This window comes from Actinokineospora iranica (assembly GCF_900101685.1).
Taxonomy (GTDB): domain Bacteria; phylum Actinomycetota; class Actinomycetes; order Mycobacteriales; family Pseudonocardiaceae; genus Actinokineospora; species Actinokineospora iranica.
Map to the genome: position 1 here is coordinate 1 of NZ_FMZZ01000025.1, position 20,724 is coordinate 20,724.

General features: G+C 72.7%; 18 protein-coding genes. 13 read left to right on the top strand and 5 right to left on the bottom strand.

All coding sequences use genetic code 11. From position 1 onward, the window contains the following. Positions 1-88 precede the first annotated feature (88 nt). Complete coding sequence (locus BLS56_RS29360; protein ID WP_228772033.1) at positions 89-883, bottom strand: SRPBCC family protein; 795 nt, start codon at positions 881-883, stop codon at positions 89-91. Between the two features lie 15 nt (positions 884-898). After that, positions 899-1,708, bottom strand: a complete 810-nt coding sequence (locus BLS56_RS29365; protein WP_091457591.1) for an alpha/beta fold hydrolase — start codon at positions 1,706-1,708, stop codon at positions 899-901. Between the two features lie 134 nt (positions 1,709-1,842). Between BLS56_RS29365 and BLS56_RS29370 the strand changes: the two genes are divergently transcribed. Next, a complete protein-coding gene (locus BLS56_RS29370; protein ID WP_228772034.1) occupies positions 1,843-2,241 on the top strand; it encodes a vanadium-dependent haloperoxidase in 399 nt (132 codons plus the stop codon). Between the two features lie 89 nt (positions 2,242-2,330). Further along, positions 2,331-2,828 (top strand): hypothetical protein, encoded by a 498-nt coding sequence (locus BLS56_RS29375; RefSeq protein ID WP_139191064.1) that lies wholly within the window; start codon positions 2,331-2,333, stop codon positions 2,826-2,828. Positions 2,829-2,840: 12 nt separating this feature from the next. Here BLS56_RS29375 and BLS56_RS29380 read toward each other — a convergent pair whose 3' ends face one another. Together BLS56_RS29380 and BLS56_RS29385 are read right to left on the bottom strand one after the other, a co-directional pair. Next, positions 2,841-3,926: a branched-chain amino acid aminotransferase gene (locus BLS56_RS29380; protein ID WP_091457598.1), complete on the bottom strand. Its 1,086-nt coding sequence runs from the start codon at positions 3,924-3,926 to the stop codon at positions 2,841-2,843. Positions 3,927-4,174: 248 nt separating this feature from the next. After that, positions 4,175-4,960 (bottom strand): AfsR/SARP family transcriptional regulator, encoded by a 786-nt coding sequence (locus BLS56_RS29385; protein WP_091457600.1) that lies wholly within the window; start codon positions 4,958-4,960, stop codon positions 4,175-4,177. A 483-nt stretch (positions 4,961-5,443) separates the two neighbouring features. On the opposite strand from BLS56_RS29385, the gene BLS56_RS29390 reads away from it, so the two are divergent. Next, positions 5,444-6,664 carry an FAD-dependent monooxygenase gene (locus BLS56_RS29390; RefSeq protein WP_228772035.1) on the top strand — a complete coding sequence of 407 codons (1,221 nt, stop codon included), beginning with the start codon at positions 5,444-5,446 and terminating at the stop codon, positions 6,662-6,664. Positions 6,665-6,766: 102 nt separating this feature from the next. Here the strand turns inward: BLS56_RS29390 and ubiG are convergent, their stop codons facing one another. Further along, a complete protein-coding gene (gene ubiG, locus BLS56_RS29395; protein WP_091457605.1) occupies positions 6,767-7,507 on the bottom strand; it encodes a bifunctional 2-polyprenyl-6-hydroxyphenol methylase/3-demethylubiquinol 3-O-methyltransferase UbiG in 741 nt (246 codons plus the stop codon). A 196-nt stretch (positions 7,508-7,703) separates the two neighbouring features. Between ubiG and BLS56_RS29400 the strand changes: the two genes are divergently transcribed. From BLS56_RS29400 to BLS56_RS29445, 10 genes are read left to right on the top strand one after another with little or no spacing between them, the layout of a single operon-like run. Next, positions 7,704-9,482: a fatty acyl-AMP ligase gene (locus BLS56_RS29400; RefSeq protein WP_091457608.1), complete on the top strand. Its 1,779-nt coding sequence runs from the start codon at positions 7,704-7,706 to the stop codon at positions 9,480-9,482. Continuing rightward, positions 9,479-11,224 carry an acyl-CoA dehydrogenase family protein gene (locus BLS56_RS29405; RefSeq protein ID WP_091457610.1) on the top strand — a complete coding sequence of 582 codons (1,746 nt, stop codon included), beginning with the start codon at positions 9,479-9,481 and terminating at the stop codon, positions 11,222-11,224. The genes BLS56_RS29400 and BLS56_RS29405 overlap by 4 nt, the downstream gene beginning before the upstream one ends. Next, positions 11,221-12,894 carry an acyl-CoA dehydrogenase gene (locus BLS56_RS29410; RefSeq protein WP_175483106.1) on the top strand — a complete coding sequence of 558 codons (1,674 nt, stop codon included), beginning with the start codon at positions 11,221-11,223 and terminating at the stop codon, positions 12,892-12,894. Before BLS56_RS29405 ends, BLS56_RS29410 begins: the two co-directional genes overlap by 4 nt. Positions 12,895-12,930: 36 nt before the next feature. After that, entirely contained in the window at positions 12,931-13,227 is a 297-nt protein-coding gene (locus tag BLS56_RS29415) for an acyl carrier protein (protein ID WP_091457615.1), read from the top strand. Beyond that, positions 13,227-16,202, top strand: coding sequence for a type I polyketide synthase (locus tag BLS56_RS29420; protein WP_091457617.1), 2,976 nt, complete (start codon positions 13,227-13,229; stop codon positions 16,200-16,202). Before BLS56_RS29415 ends, BLS56_RS29420 begins: the two co-directional genes overlap by 1 nt. 7 nt (positions 16,203-16,209) lie before the next feature. After that, positions 16,210-17,226 carry a 3-oxoacyl-ACP synthase III family protein gene (locus BLS56_RS29425; protein WP_091457619.1) on the top strand — a complete coding sequence of 339 codons (1,017 nt, stop codon included), beginning with the start codon at positions 16,210-16,212 and terminating at the stop codon, positions 17,224-17,226. Then, a complete protein-coding gene (locus tag BLS56_RS29430; RefSeq protein ID WP_091457621.1) occupies positions 17,223-19,073 on the top strand; it encodes an HAD-IIIC family phosphatase in 1,851 nt (616 codons plus the stop codon). Before BLS56_RS29425 ends, BLS56_RS29430 begins: the two co-directional genes overlap by 4 nt. A 28-nt stretch (positions 19,074-19,101) precedes the next feature. After that, complete coding sequence (locus BLS56_RS29435) at positions 19,102-19,326, top strand: acyl carrier protein (protein WP_091457623.1); 225 nt, start codon at positions 19,102-19,104, stop codon at positions 19,324-19,326. Further along, positions 19,323-20,189, top strand: a complete 867-nt coding sequence (locus tag BLS56_RS29440) for a 2-oxo acid dehydrogenase subunit E2 (RefSeq protein WP_091457626.1) — start codon at positions 19,323-19,325, stop codon at positions 20,187-20,189. The genes BLS56_RS29435 and BLS56_RS29440 overlap by 4 nt, the downstream gene beginning before the upstream one ends. Beyond that, positions 20,161-20,721 (top strand): 4'-phosphopantetheinyl transferase family protein, encoded by a 561-nt coding sequence (locus BLS56_RS29445; protein WP_175483107.1) that lies wholly within the window; start codon positions 20,161-20,163, stop codon positions 20,719-20,721. The genes BLS56_RS29440 and BLS56_RS29445 overlap by 29 nt, the downstream gene beginning before the upstream one ends. Positions 20,722-20,724: the final 3 nt, after the last annotated feature.

Below are 20,724 nucleotides of genomic sequence, written 5' to 3' on the forward strand. Positions count from 1 at the left end.
AAGCCAGGCGTGGTCAAGCCAGGCGTGGTCAAGCCAGGCGTGGTCAAGCCAGGCGTGGTCAAGCCAGGCGTGGTCAAGCCAGGCGTGGTCAAGCCGGACCGGCGACCACTGTGGGCCCTTCCGCGATGGCCTTGATGCCGTCGAGGGTGCGGGCCATGCTCGCGCGCAGCGCGTCGAGCCTGCCCGCGACGATCGCCTCCGCCCGGTCGGGAAAGCGCTCGACGGCCAGAGTGAGCCCCGAGCGGGCGGAACCGAAGCGGACGGCGTAGCGCACCAGCGTCCCGTCCCCGTCGGGGGTGAGGGTGAAGCGCCAGGTGGCGGCGGGCGCGGTGGGATCGGGTGCCGTGTCGCCGAAGCGGCCGTCGGGATCGACCACCGCCCAGGCGAACGTGTGCGGGGCGGACAGGTCGACCACATGGGACACCGTCCGCCAGTCGCCCAGCATCGGGTTGTGGTTGTACCCCTCGAACCGCGCGCCCAGCGCGGGCGAGGAGGCACCGCCCAGCCACCGCACGCGCCGCAGTTCCTCACTGAACCGAACGGAAAGCTCGATGTCGGTCACCAGTTCCCAGACCCGCCGCACCCCCGCGTCGACGTGCGCCTCGCATTCCACCCCCCGGCCCGCGATGCCCGCGCCCCGACCGCCGACCCCCTGCCGATCGTCCCCTCGGCCGACCCCCGCGGCCCCCCGACGATCACCGCTGCCGCCGACGGCTTCGGAACCCCCGCCCGCGCCACCGCGGCCCACGTCCGCCCCACCGCCCATGCCGCTGCCTCCTTCGCGGTCGCCAGTCGGCGTGCGCCGCACCGCGACCAGCTGCGATCGTTTGTCCGCGCGCTCCATCCTGGCGCGGATCGCCGGTGCGCGGTCAGTGGTTCGCACCACAGCCGACCAGACTCAGTGGACGGAGCCGTTCAGGAAGCCGAGCAGGGCGCGGTCGAACTCGGCGCGGCGGTCGAGGTTGACCATGTGGCCCGCGCCGGGGACGACCTGTTTGCCGGCATCGGGCGCCTTGCTCGCGACGAGGTCGGCCACGGCGTGGATGTCGCTGGAATCCAGGTCTCCGACGAGGAGCAGGGTGGGCGCGGTTAACTCGGCCACCCGGTCGATCGCGCCCAGCTCGGTCGCCAGGGTCATCGCGGCCGCGCCGTGGCGGGCGATGGTGTCGGTCATCAACCCGTGGCACAGGTCCCGCGTGGTCCGGTCCGTCTCCTCGGGCAGGCGGTGCGGACCGTCCACCCACATCCGCATCACACATTCGACGGCAGCGCCGGTGTCGCCCGCCTCGGCGGCCTCGGTGAGTCGGGCGAGCTGGCCGAGGATGAACGGGTCGCGCAAGGTCATGCCGCTGATGCCGGGGGCGGCCAGCAGGAGGCGGTCGACCAGGTGCGGGTAGGCGAGCGCGAAGTCGATCGATGTGCGCGCCCCCAGCGACAGGCCGACCAGGGCCGCCCGCTCGATGCCGAGCGCCGCGAACAGCCGCCGCAGGTCCTCGTAGTGGGCGAACGGCTTTCTCGGCGTAGCGGACGCGCCGTGGCCACGGGCGTCGTAGCGCACGACAGTGTGCTGCCGCGCCAGCCGCGCCACCTGGTCGTCCCACATCCGCCCGGTGAGCACGCCCGCGTGCAGCAGCACCACCGGGCTCCCCGCGCCCTGGATTTCGTAACTCAATTCGCCGTCGTCGACGACGACCATCCCCGTGGCCATCTCAACCCCCCGATCCCCTACCGCCACGCTACCGAGAACGCCGGTCCCGGTGGGGAATCGCACCGGCACGTACCCGATCGTGGCGGGGGTCGGCGTGGCGGGCTGGGCTGGTCGCGGCGTTCCATGTGATCGCGGTGGACACGCAGATCGCGACGTCCGACGCCAAGTACGCCTACCTCGCTTGGCGGCCGGTCACCGAGATCCGCGCCAGCGGGGAGGCGGGGTGGACGCCGCTGCATGTCACCCCGGCGCATCCGGACTATCCGAGCGGGCACGCCAGCTACGCGGGAGCCGCTGAAGGGGTGCTGACGGCTTTGGTTGGGGCGCGCGCGAAGCGGCCGTTCACCGTCGCCAGCCCCACCGCCCCCGGGCTGACGGTCACGTACCGAAGCTGGCAGGAGTTGACCCGCGACAACGTCGACGCCCGAGTGTGGTCAGGCATCCACAGTCGCACGGCGGACGAGGTCGGTGTCCATGTGGGACAGTCGGTCGCGGCGTACGCACTGGCCTCGTTCGGCGAGCTGTTGCGGTGAGTTCGGCGATAACGGGGACGCACGCCCGCGAGATGCGGCAATCTTGAGCCGATTCCGCCCCGCCGGGGCGGTTCGGTGGAGGGAGAGCCATGGGAATGCTCGCACTGGGGGCCGTCGCGGCGCTGGTCGCCGCGGTGGCGCCCGCGGCGCAGGCGGACGAGCCGGGCGCGAGCCTGGCGTACCAGGCCGAGGCGGGCGCGTGGCCGGTCGACGGCCGCGGTGCGTCGTGGTCGACGCCAGCCAACGAGGTGATGGTGTGGGAGTTCGACGGGGTGGTCAAGGTCGACGGCCAGAACAGCACCGGCTCCGACTACCTGCGCGTCGAGCTAACCGGGCCGGGGGGCACACCGCTGGAAGCGGGCGCCTACACCGGGGTCCGCAACCGGCACCGACACCCGGAGGGCCCCGGCATCGAGGTGGTCTCCAACGGCTTCGGCTGCGGCGACGACTACGCCGAGTTCACCATCACCTCGCTGGCCCGGGACCCGGCCGACGGCGCGCTGACCGCCCTGGATGTCGAGGTCACCCATCGCTGCGGCTCCCCGACGGCCCCGGCGCTCACCGCCACCGCGCACTTCCGGCGCTGATCGGCCGTCCGCTCAGAGGACGCGGTGGAGCCAGCCCCGGGTGTCCTGGGTGCGGCCGTACTGGATGTCGAGTATGTGCTCGCGCAAGGTGAGGGTGGTCTTGCCTGGTGCGCCGTCTCCGACTGTGAAGTCGTCGGTCGGGGAGCGGAAGGCGGTGATGGGGGTGATCACGGCGGCGGTGCCGGTGGCGAAGACCTCGGTGATGGCGCCGGTGCGGCAGCCCTCGCTGAGTTCGGCGCGGGTGACGGGGCGTTCGACCGGGGTCAGGTTGTGGTCGGGGGCCAGGGCCAGGACGCTGTCCCTGGTGACGCCGTCGAGGATGGTGCCGAGGCCGGGGGTGATCAGCTCGCCGGTCGCGGTGATCAGGCACAGGTTCATGGTGCCCGACTCCTCCAGCTTGTTCCGGTCGGCGCTGTCCAGGTAGAGGACCTGGTCGCAGCCGTGTTCGCGGGCCTCACGCTGGGCGGCGAGGCTGCCTGCGTAGTTGCCGCCGCACTTGGCAGCGCCGGTGCCGCCGGGGGCCGCTCGGGTGTACTCGGCGCTGATCCAGAGGGTGACGCCCGCGACGCCCGCGGCGAAGTAGGGGCCCGCCGGGGAGGCGATCACCGAGAAGACGAACTCCTCCGCTGGGCGGACGCCGAGGAACGCCTCGGCGGCGAACATGAACGGGCGCAGGTACAGGCTGTGCTCGCTGCCGCCGTCGGGCACCCAGGCCTCGTCCGCGCGGACCAGCGCCTCGACGCCGCGCACGAAGGACTCTTCGTCCAGTTCCGGCATCGCGAGCCGCCGGGCGGACCGGGCGAAGCGGCGGGCGTTCATCTCCGGGCGGAACAGCCAGACGCCGCCGTCGGCGTGCCGGTAGGCCTTGAGGCCCTCGAAGATCTCCTGCGCGTAGTGCAGCACGGCGGCGCTGGGGTGCAGGCTGAACGGGGCCAGCGCGCTCACCCTGCGGTCGCGCCAGCCGGTGTCCGGGGTCCAGGTCGCGGTGGCCATGTGGTCGGTGAAGTGCTTGCCGAAGCCGGGGGCGGCCAGGATCGCCGCGCGCTCGGCCGCGGCCAGGGGGTGGTCGGACGGGTGGACCACGAACTCGACACTCATGACCGCACCCCTGTCTCTCGCCACCCTGACCAGTGCCGATGACTCTACCCAACGGCCGACCGGCCCCATGCCCGTGATCACCCGGACCGGCGGCGAAATCGCGCCCCACTATTCGCCGGGGCGCAACCCCTATCCACCACTGAACCCGCCGGATTTTCCGGGACCCCTGACCGGTGGATTCACTTCGGGCCACCGACCAGCCCGGCAGGGATTCACACGGGACTCCCACCATGCATTCTCAAAGATGGTCAGACCGCGGCGCGGGGAGCGAAAAAGGGGTCCAGGGTCTGGTCGGCGCGCAGGATCGCCTGATGGAGCGCGCGCAGTATTCGGCACGGTTCCAGGCCGAGTTCGCGATTGAGCGTGCCGCGCAGCTGGGAGTAGACGCGCAGCGCGTCGGACTGCCGTTCCGAGCGGTACAGGGCGATCATGAGCTGCCGGTAGAACGCCTCCCGGAACGGGTGCTCGCTGACCATGGTGAGCAGCTCGCCGATGAGGTGCCGGTCGCGGCCGAGGGCGAGGTCCGCCTCCACCCGCATCTCGACCGCGGACACCCGAAGCTCGTCGAGGCGGATGGCGGCGTTGCGCAGCAGCGGGCTGTCGTGCAGGCCGTGCAGGGTCGACCCGCGCCACATCGACAGCGCCGCGGCCAGGGTCTTCGCCGCCGCGTCGTCGTCCCCGGCGGCGAGCAGCCTGCTCCCGTCGCCGATCAGGCGCTCGACCACCAGGAAGTCGATGTCCGCCTGGTCGGCCGCGAGCAGGTAGCCGCCTGCGCAGGTCTGCACCGGGCTGGCGCCCGCGCCGTCCTCGCCGAGGAACTTGCGCAGCTGCGAGACGTAGACGTGCAGGGCGGTCCGCGCGCTGCGCGGGCCGTGGTTGCCCCACATCGACCCGAGGAGCGCGTCGAGGGTGACGACCTCGTTGGCGCGCACCAGCAGGGTGGCCAGCAGGATCTTGACCTTGGCGGCTTTCAGCGCGCGAGGGGTCTCCCCGGAGCCGATCACCTGCAACGGTCCCAATACTCGGTATTCCATTTCTCCGCATCCCCCGGACTGAACCGGTTCGACATGACGATGATTCACATAACCGGGACACGACCTCGACCACCGGCCCGGTGACCGCGGGCGTGCGACTTCGCGATTCGCCCGCCGCTGCACGCGGCGAACCAGAACATGTGACCAATGATGTCAGTGTGCCCGCTTTCGACAAGCGTGGGTAATCCACCGAGGAGCCCAACCAGGCTAGCCCGAATGCGTGATCATTCGCAGTTCACCTCTCGCTAACAACATCGACGCATCCTGGCCGCGCAATGGCAGCCGGGACCGCTCCCGGCATATTCATGAATAGCGAGTCGTTACCCGCGAGGTAACCGGTTCACCGAAGCGCGAACGCCACCGCGGGCGCCCGCCCGGTGGAACCTGCCCGGTTAAGCGCCGCTTCAGCGCGGCTCCCGCGGTCGGCATAGCGGGCCCGGGGAAGCTGGCTGGGAGAATCCGGCGGCTGGAGGAGACGAACCGATGGGTCCAATGGCAGTCGATGTCTGCGTCGTCGGAGGCGGGCCCGCGGGACTGGCCCTCGGGCTGGTGCTCGCGCGCCAGGGCGTCGAGGTCGTCGTGGTGGAGCAGAGCGGGCACTTCAACCGGTCCTTCCGCGGCGAGTCGGTCTCCCCGGACGCGGTGTTCGTGCTCGACCGGCTCGGCGTGCTGGAGAAGATCAAGGCCGAGGGCGCGCTGACCACCGAGCGGATGGAGATCACTGAGGCGGGCCGCACGGTGCTGCGCAGCGAGTTCCGCGACTACCGCTACCCGCACCGGTACCCGCTGGAGCTGCCGCAGCCCACGCTGCTCGGCGTTCTCGACGCGGCGGCGAGCGGGTTCGACACCTTCACCCTGCTGCGCAAGACGTCGATGGTCGGCCTGCTCCGCGCGGGCGGCGCGGTGACCGGGGTGCTGGTCAAGGGCCCCGACGGCGAGGCGGAGATCTCCGCGAAGGTCACCGTTGGCGCCGATGGGCGCTACAGCAAGGTGTTGGAGATGTCCGGCCTGGAGAACACGCGCATCCCGCTGGACCGGGACGTGGTGTGGTTCAAGGCGCCGCTGCCGCCGTCGTGGGACCCGGAGACCTACCGCGTGCGGATCTCCGGGGACCGGCACGGGCTGTTCATCCCCACCTACCCGGACATGGTGCGGGTGGGCTTCAACATCCCCAAGGGCGGCCTCAAACAGTTGCGCGCCCAGGGGATCGGCGCGCTGCACGCCAAGATCGACGAACTGGCTCCGGAGCTGTCCGAGCTGGTCCGGGCGAAGGTCACCAGCTACTCCGACACCTCCATGCTCGACATCTTCACCACGATCGTGCCGCGCTGGTCCCGCCCCGGCCTGGTGGTCATCGGCGACGCGGCGCACACCCTGTCCCCGGTGCTCGGCCAGGGCGTCAACCACGCGCTGATCGACGCGGTGACGCTGGCGCCGATGCTCGCCAAGGCGGTGCGCCGACCCGACCACCGGGCCGCGACGACCGAGGCGACCGCGGAGTTCCAGCGGCTGCGCGAGCCGGAGGTGCGCCGGTCGCGGGCGCTGCAACTGCGGCAGGAGCGCATGTTCACCTTCGGCAGCAAGGCGGGCGTGTTTTTGCGCACCAGCCTCTACCGCGCCATGAACGCCAGCCCGTTCCTCCAGCGCCGGGTGCTCAGCGACGCGTACTTCCGGTTGCAGAAGCGGGAGAACTCGGGCCGCTGACCGGCGGGCGCCTCGGAGCGGGCGCGACGGCCGACGGGTCGTGCGGCTGGCGAACCGGGTGGCGAGCCTGCCGCACGACCGACGAACCGAGCGGCCGGGTGGCTAGCGGACGGCGCTGAAGCGGGCCGGTTCCTTGACGCCGTGGCCGACATAGCCGACGCCGACGGAGTTGTTCAGCTCGAACTCGGCGAGGCCGCGGCCGCGCAGGACCGAGCCGATCAGCCGGTGCGGCGGGCGCGCGGGCATCAGGCCCCTGATCTCGGCGAGGACGATGCCGTGTTCGGCGAGCGCGGCGCGCAACTCGCCGGGCCGGATGAACATCCGCCAGTCGTGCGTGCCGGGCCGCCGGACCCGCAGCACCCGTTCGGCGAGCAGGATCGTGACCAGGTAGCTGCGCACGGTCCGGTTGATCGCGTCGAACAGCAGCAGCCCGCCGGGCCGCAGCACCCGGGTGATCTGGGCGATCCCCGCGGGCACGTCGCGCAGCTGCGCGAGCACGTCGGAGACCACGACCACATCGGCGGCGCGGTCGGCGAAAGGCAGGTCGTACGCCGAACCCGGCCGTCTGTCTACTGTGGACTCCGGGGCCTGTCCCGCCCCCGCGGTCAGGTCGACGCTGGTGACGTCATAGCCGACCTGGGCCAGCGCCGCGCCGACCTGGCCGCCGCAGCCGATGTCGAGCACCCTCGCCGCCGAGCACGGCCGGTCCAGAAAACGGGACCGAATGGCGGCGTCGAAATACGCTATCCGGGCCGAATACATATCATGCAGCACGCGCAGCGAGCCCTTGGCGGCGCGCAGGCCGCCGCCGAACTCCGCGCCAGGCTCACCGACCGGGGTCATCGCCGACTCCGTTTCGCCACAAGGTGTCTCCTGCCTTCCCCCGACACGCTAGAGGCAGCGCCGTAGGGGTAAAACCCCTGTTCGGAGGGGCGTAAGACCCGCGATAGCCGGACTTTAGGGCTGGTCAGCCGCGACCTTAAGACCACCCGTGGACAGTGGTGTCCCGGACTGGAAACACGGCCGTGAGGGGTTTTTCGTGAGCAACAGCGGCGATTTCGTCAGCCATTTCCGTGAGCGGGTCGCCGAGCAGGGCGACAAGGCCGCGCTGGTGTTTCTGGCCGACTCCGGCGCAGGCGTGTCCGAGCGCGCGATCGGGTACGCCGAACTCGACCGCCGGGCCCGCCGGGTCGCCGCGTGGCTGGGCGAGCGAACCGGGCGCGGTGACCGGGCGTTGCTGCTGTTCCTGCCCGGACCCGAGTTCATGGTCGGGTTCCTGGGGTGCCTCTACGCCGGGGTCGTCGCGGTGCCCGCGCCGATGCCCGACAGCAACGGCCGCGGCATGAGCCGGGTCGCCGGGATCGCCCGGGACGCCGCCGTGCGGGCCGTGCTCAGCCACGCCACCGCGATCGATGCCGTCACCGCGTGGGCGGAGCGCTCGGACCTGGGCGACGCGGTCGGGGTCGCCGCGGTGGACGCGCTGCCCGAGGACCTGGCCGACGCCTGGTCGCGGCCCGCCCTCGACGGCGCGACCATCGCCTTCCTGCAGTACACCTCCGGTTCGACCAGCGACCCCAAGGGCGTGGTGGTCACGCACGCGAACCTGCTGCACAACGAGGAGGAGATCCGGCTGGCACTGGGCACCGACGCGGAGACCACCGTGTGCGGCTGGCTGCCGCAGTTCCACGACATGGGTTTGATCGGGCAGCTGCTGCACCCGCTCTACCTGGGCGGGACCTCGGTGTTCATGTCGCCGATGACCTTCCTCAAGCGCCCGTACCTGTGGCTGTGGGCGGTCAGCGAGCACCGCGCGTCGATCGGCGTCGCGCCGAACTTCGCCTTCGACCTCGCGGTGCGGCGGATCAGCGACGAGCAGCTGGCCACCCTGGACCTGTCCTCGGTCCGCTGGGTCCTCAACGGCTCCGAGCCGATCCAGGCGCACACCGTCGAGGCCTTCACCGAGCGCTTCGCCGCGGCCGGGCTGCGGCCCGATGCGGTGTTCCCCTGCTACGGCCTTGCGGAGACGACGCTGTTCGTCACCGGCAGCCGCGACGGCCGTCGGTCCATTGTGGTCGATCCGAGGGCGTTGGAGCGCAACGAGATCGTCGCGACGGCCGCGCCGGGCGGGCGCGCCCTGGTCGGCAGCGGCTCGACGCTCGGGTTCGAGATCCGCATCGTCGACCCGGACACCCACACGGTGCTGCCGGATGGGCGGACCGGCGAGATCTGGGTGCGCGGGGACAGTGTCGCGGCGGGCTACTGGAAGCAGCCGGAGCTGACCGAGGCGACGTTCAACGCGGTCGCCGACGGCGAGCCGGGGTACCTGCGCACCGGTGACATCGGCGCGCTGGTCGACGGCGAGCTGTATGTCACCGGGCGGCTCAAGGACATGCTGATCGTCAACGGCCGCAACCTGTATCCGCACGACATCGAGCACACCGCCCGCCGGGCGCACCCCGCGTTGCAGGCCGGGGTCGGGGCGTCCTTTGTGGTCGGTGAGCGGCCCGAGCGGCTGGTGCTGGTGCACGAGATCAAGGCGTCCGCGCTCAACGGCACCCCGGTCACCGACCTGCTGGCGAGCGTCCGCGCCGAGGTGCGCGCGGAGTTCGACGTGCACATCGCCGAACTGGTGCTGCTGCCGCGCGGCGGCGTGGCGCGCACCACCAGCGGCAAGATCCGGCGCGGGGAGATGCGCTCGAAGTTCCTCGCGGGCAAGCTGGCCACACCGCCGGAACTGACCGCCGAGACCACTGAGACCGCTGAAACCACCAAGCCCACTGAGGTTTCCGGGGCCGTGATTTCCGGGGCCGTGCGATGAGGTATTCCGCCTTCGCCGACGCCGAGCGCCTGGAGCGGGCGCTGGGCGACCCCGGCGACCCGGCCGCGGTGTTCTCCTACGCCCGCTGCGCGGACCTGGACGACGCCGACGAGTTCCCGGCCGAGATCTGCCGCGCGCTGGACGAGTTCGGCCTGGCGCGGCACTACGTCCCGGTCGAGTTCGGCGGCGGGCTCGCCGACTACCAGGATTGCCTCCAGACGATGCGGATGGTCGCCCGGCGAGATGTGACCGTCGCGGTCGCGCACGGCAAGACCTACCTGGGCGCGGTCAGCGTGTGGGTGGGCGGGACCCGGGCGCAGGCCGAGCGGGTCGGCGCGCTGGTCGGCGCGGGCGTCCCGGTGAGCTGGGCGCTGACCGAGCGGGCGCACGGCAGCGACCTGCTGGCGGGCGAGGTGACCGCGACGCCCGAGGCGGGCGGCTACCTGCTCGACGGCGAGAAGTGGCTGATCAACAACGCCACCCGGGGCGCGGCGCTGTGCGTGCTCGCCCGCACCTCGGCCGGGGGCGGCCCGCGCGGGTTCGGCGTGTTCTTCGTGGAGAAGTCCGCGCTGGCGACGGAGTCCTACCGGCATCTGCCCAAGCAGCGCACGCACGGCATCCGGGGCGCGGACATCAGCGGCGTCGCGTTCGACGGCGCCCTGCTCGGGCCGGGCGACCTGATCGGCGGACCGGGCGCAGGCCTGGAGAGTGTCCTCAAAGGACTTCAGCTCACCCGGACGCTGTGCTGCGCGCTGTCGCTGGGCGCGAGTGACCACGCCCTGGGGGTGGCGACCCGCTTCGCGCTGGGCCGGGAGCTCTACGGGCGCGGGCTCGCCGACCTGCCCGCAGCACGACGGGTCTTGGCCACCGCGTTCGCCGACCACCTGCTCGCCGAGGCGGTCTCGGTGGTCTCCGCCCGCTCGGTCCAGACGCTCACCGGCGAGATGTCGGTGCTGGCGGCGGCCGCGAAATACCTGGTGCCGACCCGCACCGAGGCGATGATCGCGCGGCTGCGCAGACTCGTCGGCGCGCGGTCGCTGCTGCGCGACGCGCACGAGCACGGGGCGTTCGGCAAGGTCGAGCGCGACCACCGGATCGTGTCGCTGTTCGACGGCAACACGCTGGTGAACCTCAATTCCCTGGTCAACCTGTTCCCCATTCTGGTGCGCACGGCCGACAAGGGGGTGGAGCCGGACGCCGAGGGCGTCCGCGCCGCAGCGACAGTGTCCCTCCCCCTCGCCCCGGCGCGGCACGAGCGACTGTCGCTGTTGCCGCGTCGGGGGTCCAGTTTCCTGCTGGGCCTGCCCGCGGCGGTCGCCGAGATCGAGGCGCTGGCCGCGCACGACGACCGGTTGGCTCCGCTGGCCGCTTCCGCGCGGACCTTGTTGTCCACTTTGGACGACCTGTACGCGGTCATCCGCGCGCAGCCTTCGGTTCCGGTGGCCGTGCCGACGTCGTCGTTCGTCCTCGCGGGCAAGCTCGCGGCCTGCCTCGGCGCCGCCGAGGTGGTGCAGCTGTGGCTGCGCAACCGGGACGCCGCCGCGTCCGGCCCGAACGCCGCGCTGTGGCGGAACGGGGTATGGCCGACGCTGGCCCTGGACCGGCTGCTCGCCGCCGTCGGGGTGTCCGCCCCGGCCCCGGACAGCATGTACGAGACCGCGTTCGCGGTGCTGCGCGAGCAGGTGGGCGCGGGCCTGCTGCCCTCGCTGTTCGACGTCCGACTCGCGGAGGCTGGACTGTGAGCACGAACGGCATGACCACCCACGGCAGGAAAGACAGCGCAAACGACTTGGAAGAGCGGTTCGGCGACCCGTACGACGAGGCGAACCCGTTCGGCCACGCCGCGATCGTCGCCGCCGACGAGCGGGCCGAACTGCCCGACGGTGCGGAGGCCGTGCTGGACGAGGTCGGGCTCAACGCCGAGTTCGTGCCCGAGCGGCTCGGCGGGCGACTGACCGAGGTGGACGCCCTGGTTCGCAGGCTGCGTCCGGTTTTCCGGCGGGACGCCGCGCTGGGGCTGGGCTACGGGGTCACCTCGTTCATGGCCGGGCTCAACGTCTGGCTGGGCGGCTCGGACGTCCAGCGCAAGTGGCTCGCCGACGCGCTGCTGGGCAACGGGAAAGTCTCCGTGGGCTACCACGAGCTGGGGCGCGGCAACGACTTGACGGGCAACGAGTTCTCCGCGAACCGCACCGGCGACTCGCTGATCCTCAACGGGCGCAAGGAAGTCATCAACAACGCGGGCCGCGCGGTCGCCGCGGTCCTGTTCGCCCGCACCGACACGCGCGGCGGCGGCCGGGACCACTCCCTGCTGCTGGTGGACCTCACCCGGCTCGACCAGGAGCGCTTCCGCCGCCTCCCCCGCTACCGCACCCTGGGACTGCGCGGCTGCGCGCTCGCCGGGTTCGAGTTCGACGGCTGCGCGGTCCCTGACAGCGCTCTCGTGGGCGAAGTCGGCGCGGGCCCGGACCTGGCGCTGCGCTCGTTCCAGGTCAGCCGCGCGGTGATGGCGGGCGCGGGGCTGGGAATCCTGGACGCGGGCCTGTTCGGAGTGCTGCGGTTCGCTTTGGACCGCAGGCTCTACGGCCGGACCGTCGCCGAGTTGCCGCACGCCCGCTCGACGCTGGCAGGCGCGTACGCCGACCTGCTCACCGCGGACGCCATGGTGACCGCGGTGACCCGGGCGCTGCACGTGCTGCCCGCCAGCGCGAGCGCCTGCGCGGCGGCGGCGAAGTACCTGGTCCCGCTGCTGCTCGAAGACGCCATGAACGCCCTGTCGGTGATCCTCGGCGCCCGCTTCTACCTGCGCGAAGGCGAGTACGCGGGGTTCGGCAAGCACATGCGCGACCTGCCGCCGCTGGGCATCGGCCACGCGGGCGGGGTGTCCTGCCAGCTCACGATCCTGCCGCAGCTTCCCCGGCTGCTGCGCGGGACCGGCGACGCCGCGCCCGCCGCGGTGTTCGACACCGCCGCCCCGCTGCCCGAACTCGATCTGGCGAAGCTGCGCCTGTTCGCCCCCGCGGGCGACCCGCTGCTGGCGGTCCTGCGCGACGACGGCACACCGCCCGCCATCGCCGCCGAACTCGCCGCGCTGACCGACGCGGCGGCGGCCATGTCCCCGCGGGAAACGGGCGTCGCGGCAGGCCCGGCGGCGCTCGCGCTGACCGAGCGGTACGCGCTGCTGCTCGCCGCCGCCGCGGTTCTCGGCCAAGCGCGGCACGGCGACGCACCGGAGGGCTGGGCCGAACTCGCGCTCGACCGGCTCGCCGAACGGCTGCGCCCCTCGGCCGCGCTGCCCGTGTTCCGCCCCGACGCCGAGGAAGCGCTCTTCGGCGACCTCGTGGACCGCGCCGCCAGCGGCGTCGGTTTCTGCCTCGACCGCGACCTTGTCCACCGATCCCTGGCCCCGTGACCGAAATCAGCCCTCGAACACAGAAGGACGCCTCTCATGCCCACTCCCGGGACTTCCACCGACGCCGCCACCATCGCGCCCATCCCCGCCGACCTGGCCGAGTGGCTCGCGGGCCGGGTCGCGGCGTACCTGGACACCACCGCCGACGCGATCGACCGGGACCTGCCGCTGGCCGAGTACGGCCTGGACTCGGTCTACGCGCTGAGCCTGTGCGGCGACATCGAGGACACCCTCACCCTGGTGGTCGAGCCGACGCTGGCCTGGGACTACCCGACGGTCAACGCGATGGCCGCGTACCTGCGCGCCGAGATCGAGCGTCCGGCGGCCACCTGATGACGACCGGGTCGGAGCACATCGCGGTGGTCGGGATCGACTGCCGGTTCCCCGGGGCGGGGGACAAGGACGCGTTCTGGGACATGCTGGTCCGCGGCGAGCACGGCGTGTCCGAGGTGCCCGCGCCGCGCTGGGACGGCGCGGCCTTCCACGACGCGGCCGGGGGCGCCGGGCGGGTCAACACCCGGTTCGGGGCCTTCATGTCCGACCCGGACGCGTTCGACTTCGAGTTCTTCGGCGTCTCGCCCCGCGAGGCGGCCGCGATGGACCCGCAGCAGCGGATGCTGTTGCAGGCGGCTTGGCGCGCGGTGGAGGACTCCGGGGTCGCCCCTGGGGCGCTGGCGGGCAGCGCGACGGGCGTGTTCGTCGGGATGATGTCCAGCGAGTGGGCGACGCTGCACCTGTCGGACTACCCGGGCCTGACCGCGCACCGCGGGTCGGGCAACGGCTACTGCATGGCCGCCAACCGGGTCTCCTACCACCTCGACCTGCGCGGCCCCAGCACCGCCGTGGACACGGCGTGCTCGTCGTCGCTGGTGGCCACTCACCTGGCCGCGAACGCGATCCGGGCGGGCGACTGCGACCAGGCGATCGTCGCCGGGGTCAACCTGATGCTCACCCCGGCGCTGTCGATCTTCTACACCCAGGCGGGGCTGTCCGCGCCGGACGGCCGGTGCAAGCCGTTCAGCGGGGCGGCCGACGGCATCGGCCGCGGCGAGGGCGTCGGCGTGGTGGTGCTGCGGCGGCTGTCGGACGCGCTGGCCGACCGGCAGCCGGTGTACGCGGTCATCGAGGGCAGCGCGGTCAACCAGGACGGGCGCAGCAACGGCATCACCGCGCCGAGCCGGTGGTCGCAGGAGAGCGTGCTCACCGCCGCCTACGCGCGGGCGGGGGTGCGGCCGCGGGACATCGCCTTCGTCGAGGGCCACGGCACCGGCACGACGCTGGGCGACATGATCGAGGTCAAGGCGCTGGGCGCGGTGCACGGCGGGCCGCGCCCGCAGCCGTGCCTGCTGGGCTCGGTGAAGGGCAACATCGGGCACGCCGAGGGCGCGGCTGGGATCGCCGGGCTGATCAAGGCGTGCCTGGCGCTGGACCGCCGGGTGCTGCCGCCGACGCTGCACAGCGAGACCGAGAGTCCCCGGCTCAAGCTCGCCGAGCAGGGGCTGCGGCTGGCGCGCGGCGCGGTCCGGCTTCCCAAGGGCGCCAACGGAACCGTCCGCGGGGCGGTCAGCAGCTTCGGGCTCGGCGGCACCAACGCGCACGTCGTGCTCGCCAGCGCGCCGGTGGTGCGGCGGCCCGCCGAGCCGGGCGGCGTCGGGGTCCTCACCGTGTCGGCGAACACCGCCGCCGCGCTGCGGCGCAACATCGCGGCGCTCGCCGAGGCCGTGGAGGGGCAGCCGGACGAGCGGCTGGGGCAGCTGTGCCACAGCACGAACCGGGTGAAGTCGGGGCTGCGGCAGCGGGTCGCGCTCGCGGCGACCTCGGTGGCCCAGGCGCGGGCCGAGTTGCGCGGGCTGTTGCGCGACTCGATTCCCACCGAGCAGCGGGGCAAGCCGAAGGTCGCGTTCCTGTTCACCGGCCAGGGCTCCCAGTTCGCCGGGATGGGCGCGGCGCTGCGCGCGGCGTGCCCGCCGTTCCGCGACCGGCTGGCCGAGGCGGACGCCGCGCTGCGCCCGCACTTGGGCGTCTCGATCAGCGCAATCGCCTTGGATGGCAAGGAGCGCGACGGCCTCGGCGTGGACGCCACCGCGCTGACCCAGCCCGCCCTGTTCGCGCTCCAGTACGCGCTCGCCGCGGCGCTGGCCGACCTGGGCGTGCGCCCGGACGCGGTGCTGGGCCACAGCGTCGGCGAGTTCGCCGCGGCCTGCGCGACCGGGGTGCTGACCCTGGCGGAGGCAGCGGCCATGATCGCCACCCGGGGCGCGCTGATGCAGGCGCTGCCGCCGGGCGGGGCCATGATCGCCGTGCGGGCGGGCGCGGACGAGGTCGCCGACCTGGTGGCGGCCGAGCCGCTGGTGTCGATCGCGGCCGTCAACGGCCCGGACAGCGTCGTGCTCTCCGGCGACGCGGGCGGCGCGCGTCGGATCGCGGCCGCCCTCGCCGAGTCCGGCCGCAAGGTGACCGAACTCGTTGTCTCCCATGGCTTCCACTCCCCGCTGATGACGCAGGCCGCCCGGGATTTCGGCGACCGGGCGTTCAGCGGCATCGCTGCTCCCCGGCCTGCCACCGCTGCGTTCGCCTCGACGGTGCGCGGCCGGTTCGCGGCGGGCGACGAGCTGGACCCGGCGTACTGGGTCGAGCAGATCACCGCGCCGGTGCGCTTCGCCGACGCGATGGCGGCGCTGGCCCGGCGGGAGCCGACGCACCTGGTGGAGATCGGGCCGCGCGGCGTGCTGCTCGGCCTGGCCGTCCGCGCCGGGCTGACCGGCGGGGCGAAGCGGCTGGTGCCGGTCCCGGGCGCGGCGGCGACCGGCGCGGAGTTCGCCGCGACGCTGGCCACGCTCTACAGCGACGGCATGGACCTGGACTGGGACCGGCTCTACCGCGACGGCCAGCGCGTCCCGCGCAGGCTGCCCGGCTACGTCTTCGCCGACACCGAGCGGTTCTGGGCCAGCGCGGCGACCGTGCGGGGAAACACCGCCTCGGTGGTCACCGAGAAGACGGTCACCGAGGACCAGGTGTCCCCGCGGTCCGAGCGCCCGGTTCGGCGACTGGGCGACGGCCCGGTCGACGCCGTGCTGGCCGCGGTCGCCGAGATCGGCGACTACGCGGTCGCCGACCTGGCGCCCGAGGCGAAGCTGCACGAGGACCTGGGCTTCGACTCGATCATGGTGATGCAGCTGGGCGACCAGCTGACCGAGGTGCTGCGGCTCACCGAGCCGATCCCGGTCGAAGAACTCCTCCCCCGGGTCACGACCGTCGGCGAGCTGCTGGCGTTCGCGGCCGAAGTCTCGCAGGAAGGCAAGCGGTGAGCAGGCGATGAACACCGACACATTCATCCTGGCGACCGGGGCGGCGCTGCCGGGCGACCCGGTCGACAACGACGCCATGGCGCGGCGGTTCGGCACGAACGCGCAGTGGGTGGAGCTGTTCGTCGGCACCCGGACCCGGCATTTCGCCGTCGACCTGGAGACCGGGGAGCAGACGCACACCCTGGCCGACCTCGCCTCGGCCGCGGCAGCGCAGGCGATGAGCCGGGCGGGCGTCGAGGCGGCCGACATCGACTTCCTGGTGCTCGGCACCGCCACCCCGGACATGCTGATGCCCGCGACGGTCAACCTGGTCGCCGACCGGCTCGGCATCGACCAGGTGGCCACCTACCAGTTGCAGTCCGGCTGCGCGGGCGCGGTGCAGGCGCTCGACATCGGCGCGCGGCTGCTCGACGAGGACCGCCGCACCGGCCTGGTCATCGGCGGCGACGTGTGCGCCAAGCACCTGGTGCTCGACCGGGACACCAGCGCCACCCCGCCCGGCGAGCTGATCAACTACGTGCTCTTCGGCGACGGCGCGGGCGCCGCGGTGCTCTCCGCGGACGACGAAGGCGCGCCGATGCGGCTCACCAGCGTGCTCAACCGCTTCACCGGCCTCGGCCGCGACCCCGCGCAGGTCATCCACTGGTGGGGCGAGACGGGGCAGCCCGAGGGGGCGCGGTCGGTCGCCGAGGACTACAAGGCGATTGAGGAGCGGGTGCCCGGGATGGCTGTCGAGGTGCTGCACGAACTGCTCGACCGGGCGGGCTGGGACTCCAGTTCGGTGTCGTTCCTGTTGCCGCCGCAGCTTTCCGGCCGGATGACGCAGCGCATCGTCAAGGAATTGGCTGTGGACGGCGCGACCGAGGTGAGCTGCGTCGCCGAGACCGGCAACAACGGCAACGCGCTGCCGTTCCTGCAACTCGACGCCCTGGCGCCGCGGCTTGGCCCCGGCCACCGGGCGGTCGCGGTCGCCATCGAGTCCAGCAAGTGGCTCAAGGGCGGCTTCACCCTGGAGGGAAGATGAGCCACACCGTCCTGCGGGACCTGCACACCACCGGCGAGCTGGCCGCGCGCTACCGGGAAGTGCCCGGCCTGCTCGCCGGGCTCGATGACACCGGGCTGCGCCGCGCGGGCGCGGTTCTGTCCAGAGTGGACATATCAGACGTGGACCCGGCGCTGGCCCGGTTCACCGTCGCGGTCACCGGAAGCTCGGCGCTGCAACCGATCCAGGCCCCGCTGACCGCGCAGCTCGCGCGGCACGGGTTCGTCCCGGACGTGCGGCTCGGCGGATACCGGCAGCACGCCATGGAGCTGCGCGACCCGGCGAACCCGTTGTTCGGCACTGAACCGGACCTCACCGTGTGCGTGCTCGACGCCGACGAGGTGTTCGGCGCGCTCTCCACGCCGTGGACGGTCGAGGACGTCGCCGCCGCGCTGGCCGAGCACGCCGAGTCGGTCGAGGCGCTGACCGGGGCCTACCGGCGCGACCACGCCGGGGCGCTGGTGCTCACCACCGTGCCGCTGCCCCGGCACTGGGCGGCGCAGATCGTGGACCTGCGCTCGCGGGCGCTGCTGGGCATCGCCTGGCGCGAGTTCGAGGCCCGGCTGCTGCGGCTGGCCGTCGACCACGCCGGGGTGTTCGTGCTCGACCTGGAACCGCTGGTCGGCGTCGCGGGGCCGCTGTTGGACCCGCGCATGGCCGCCTACACCAAGGTCCAGTTCTCCGACGACGTGCTCGCCGCGCTGGCCCGCGAGATCGGGCACGTGGCGCGGGCGCTGCGCGGGCGCACCAGCAAGTGCCTCGTGCTCGACCTGGACGGCACGACCTGGGGCGGTGTGCTGGCCGAGGACGGGCCGACCGGGATCGTCACCGGGGACGGCCCGGTCGGCGAGGCGTTCACCGCCGTGCAGAAGGCGGCCAAACAGCTTGCCGCGCAAGGGTTGCTGCTCGCGGTGTGCAGCAAGAACGACGAGGACCGGGTGCGCGCGGCCCTGCGCGACAACCCCGACCTGACGCTGCGCGAAGACGACTTGGTGGCGTTAGTGGCGAACTGGGGCGCGAAGCCGGACAACCTGCGCCAGATCGCCGAGCAGCTCAACATCGGCGTGGACAGCCTGGTGTTCATCGACGACTCGGCGAGTGAGCGCGGCCTGGTCCGGGCGACCGTGCCCGAGGTGCCGGTGATCGCCGTCGACGCCGACGAACCAGCCCTGCACCTGCACGCCCTGCTCGCCGACGGCTGGTTCACCACCCAGCGGGTCACCGACGAGGACCGGGCGCGCGGCGAGCGCTACCGCACCGAGCGCAAGCGGCTGGAGTTCCGCGAGCGCACCGAGTCGCTGGCCGAGTACCTGGCCCAGCTCGGCACCACCGTCGAGCTGTTCCGGCCCAGCGAAGCCGAAATCGGCCGTATCTCGCAGATCACCCAGCGCACCAACCAGTTCAACCTCACCACCATCCGGCTCGACGTCGCCGCGGTCACCGCCGCGCTCGCCGACCCGGGCCGCGAGGTGTTCGGGGTGCGCTGCGCCGACCGCTTCGGCGAGCACGGCGTCGTCGGCGCGGTCTTCCTCACCCGGACCGAGGGCGCCTGTCACATCGACAACTTCCTGCTGTCCTGCCGAGTGCTTGCCCGCGGCGTCGAGGACGCCGTGGTGCACGCGCTGCTCGCCCGCGCCCGCGAGTCCGGGGCGACGGCGGTGACCGCCGAGTACCGGCCGACCGCCAAGAACGGCGCCGTGGCGGAGTTCTACCCGAAGAACGGTTTCCAACCGTCCATAGCGGACGCTGGTCTGTTCACGCACGACTTGCTGACCCTGCCGCCCGCCGTGCCGCACGTCGACCTGCGCGTGCCCGAAGCCACCGACTGATTCCACGAGCCATCCAGGAGCACAGAAGATGACCGAAACCGAGTTCATCGACCTGGTCGGGGCCGAGAGCGGCCTGCCGCTGACCGTGGCCGACCTCGCGACCGGGTTCGACGACCTGCCCGGCTGGGACTCCGTGCACCTGCTCAAGGTGCTCTCCGCGCTGGAGACCGAGCGCGGCATCACCCTGCGGGTCGCCGAGCTGCTGAGCACCAAGTCCCTGGGCGACCTGCACCGAGCCGTGGCGGCGGCGTGACAAAGCCTTCGATCGCGCCGATTCCGCCGGGGCGCAGGCAGACGCTGCACTTCCTGCGCTTCGCGGCCGCGGCCAGCCCGGTCTACCTGGACACCGAGGTCGACGCGACCGCGCTGCTCGCGCACCGCGCGGTCGCCCGCCGGTACTCGGTCGTCGCCTACGTCATGCACGCGCTCGGCCAGGTCCTGCCGCGCTACCCGGAGGCCAACGCCGCGTTCGCCGGGTCGCTGCGCCCCCGCGCCGCGACGCACGCGAGCGTGGACGTGAAACTGACGCTGGACAAGGAAGTCGACGGCACCCGGGCGGTGCTGTCGGTGGTCCTGCCCGATGTGGACGGGTGCACGATCGACCACCTGCAGAATGCCGTGGACCGGCTCCGTGACACCCCGATCGAGCAGATCCATGAGCTGGACGGGGTTCGCAAGCTGCAGAAGCTGCCGGTTCCGGTGGGCAGGCTCGCGTTCCGGCTGGCCACCGGGCCGCGCGGGCGGCGGCTGCGGATGGGCACGGTCGCGCTGACCTCGCTCGGGCACCAGCCGGTGCGCCGGTTCTTCTCCTATGGCGGCACGACGCTCACCGTGGGACTGGGCCGGATCACGCCGACCCCGGTGGCTGTGGACGGCGCGGTGACTGTGCGGCCGCTGCTGCCGCTGTCGGTCACCTTCGACCACCGGATGATCGACGGCGCCCTCGCCGCCGAGGTCATGGGCGAGTTGAAGAAGACGCTGGAGGCCGCCGATGTGCCCCGATCCGTTCGGCCCCGTGACACCGGGCCTGCTCGCACCGACGGTCCCCCGGCTGGCCGAGGGCGCGACGATCACCGTGTGGGCGAGCGTGGAACCGTGGAGCCGCACGCCGTCTGACGCCCGCGACCTGCTCGGCGACGACCTCGCCCGCTACCAGCGGTCCACGAGGGTCGCGTTCCGGCGCAGGCTGGTCGCGTCGCGGGCGATGGCGCAAGCGGTGGCGGAGGCGGCTTTGGGGCGGCCCGTGCGACTGGCCAAAGACCCGCGCGGGCGGCCTTCGCTGACCGGCGAGTCCGCAGTGGACGTCAGTCTGGCACACACCGGGGACGTGCTGGTGACCGCGCTGTCGCGGGCCGGGCGCGTCGGTGTGGACGTCGAGGTCCGCGACCGGCCGCTGCGCACGCCCGCCTTTGTCGCCCGAGCCTGCCATCCGAGCGAAACCGATCTGTCCACTGAGGACATGGTGTGGCTGTGGACGGCGAAAGAGGCGCTGGCCAAGGCCAGCGGCGAGGGGCTGGCCCTGGACTTCCGGATTATCCAGGCTGCCCACCCGCCCGCGGGCTGGCGGGTGCGCAGCGCGATCGTGGCGGACCGGTATCGGATCACGACAGCGGTGGAATCCGCCGTGGAAGGGAAGGCGAAATGGTGACCG

Excerpts from the sequence above, each read along its gene's own strand:
- ubiG (WP_091457605.1), bottom strand. The coding sequence starts at position 7,507 with ATGACCCCGGTCGGTGAGCCTGGCGCGGAGTTCGGCGGCGGCCTGCGC.
- BLS56_RS29365 (WP_091457591.1), bottom strand. The coding sequence starts at position 1,708 with ATGGCCACGGGGATGGTCGTCGTCGACGACGGCGAATTGAGTTACGAA.
- BLS56_RS29420 (WP_091457617.1), top strand. The coding sequence starts at position 13,227 with ATGACGACCGGGTCGGAGCACATCGCGGTGGTCGGGATCGACTGCCGG.
- BLS56_RS29380 (WP_091457598.1), bottom strand. The coding sequence starts at position 3,926 with ATGAGTGTCGAGTTCGTGGTCCACCCGTCCGACCACCCCCTGGCCGCG.
- BLS56_RS29390 (WP_228772035.1), top strand. The coding sequence starts at position 5,444 with ATGGGTCCAATGGCAGTCGATGTCTGCGTCGTCGGAGGCGGGCCCGCG.
- BLS56_RS29435 (WP_091457623.1), top strand. The coding sequence starts at position 19,102 with ATGACCGAAACCGAGTTCATCGACCTGGTCGGGGCCGAGAGCGGCCTG.
- BLS56_RS29405 (WP_091457610.1), top strand. The coding sequence starts at position 9,479 with ATGAGGTATTCCGCCTTCGCCGACGCCGAGCGCCTGGAGCGGGCGCTG.
- BLS56_RS29430 (WP_091457621.1), top strand. The coding sequence starts at position 17,223 with ATGAGCCACACCGTCCTGCGGGACCTGCACACCACCGGCGAGCTGGCC.
- BLS56_RS29425 (WP_091457619.1), top strand. The coding sequence starts at position 16,210 with ATGAACACCGACACATTCATCCTGGCGACCGGGGCGGCGCTGCCGGGC.
- BLS56_RS29415 (WP_091457615.1), top strand. The coding sequence starts at position 12,931 with ATGCCCACTCCCGGGACTTCCACCGACGCCGCCACCATCGCGCCCATC.
- BLS56_RS29385 (WP_091457600.1), bottom strand. The coding sequence starts at position 4,960 with ATGGAATACCGAGTATTGGGACCGTTGCAGGTGATCGGCTCCGGGGAG.
- BLS56_RS29375 (WP_139191064.1), top strand. The coding sequence starts at position 2,331 with ATGGGAATGCTCGCACTGGGGGCCGTCGCGGCGCTGGTCGCCGCGGTG.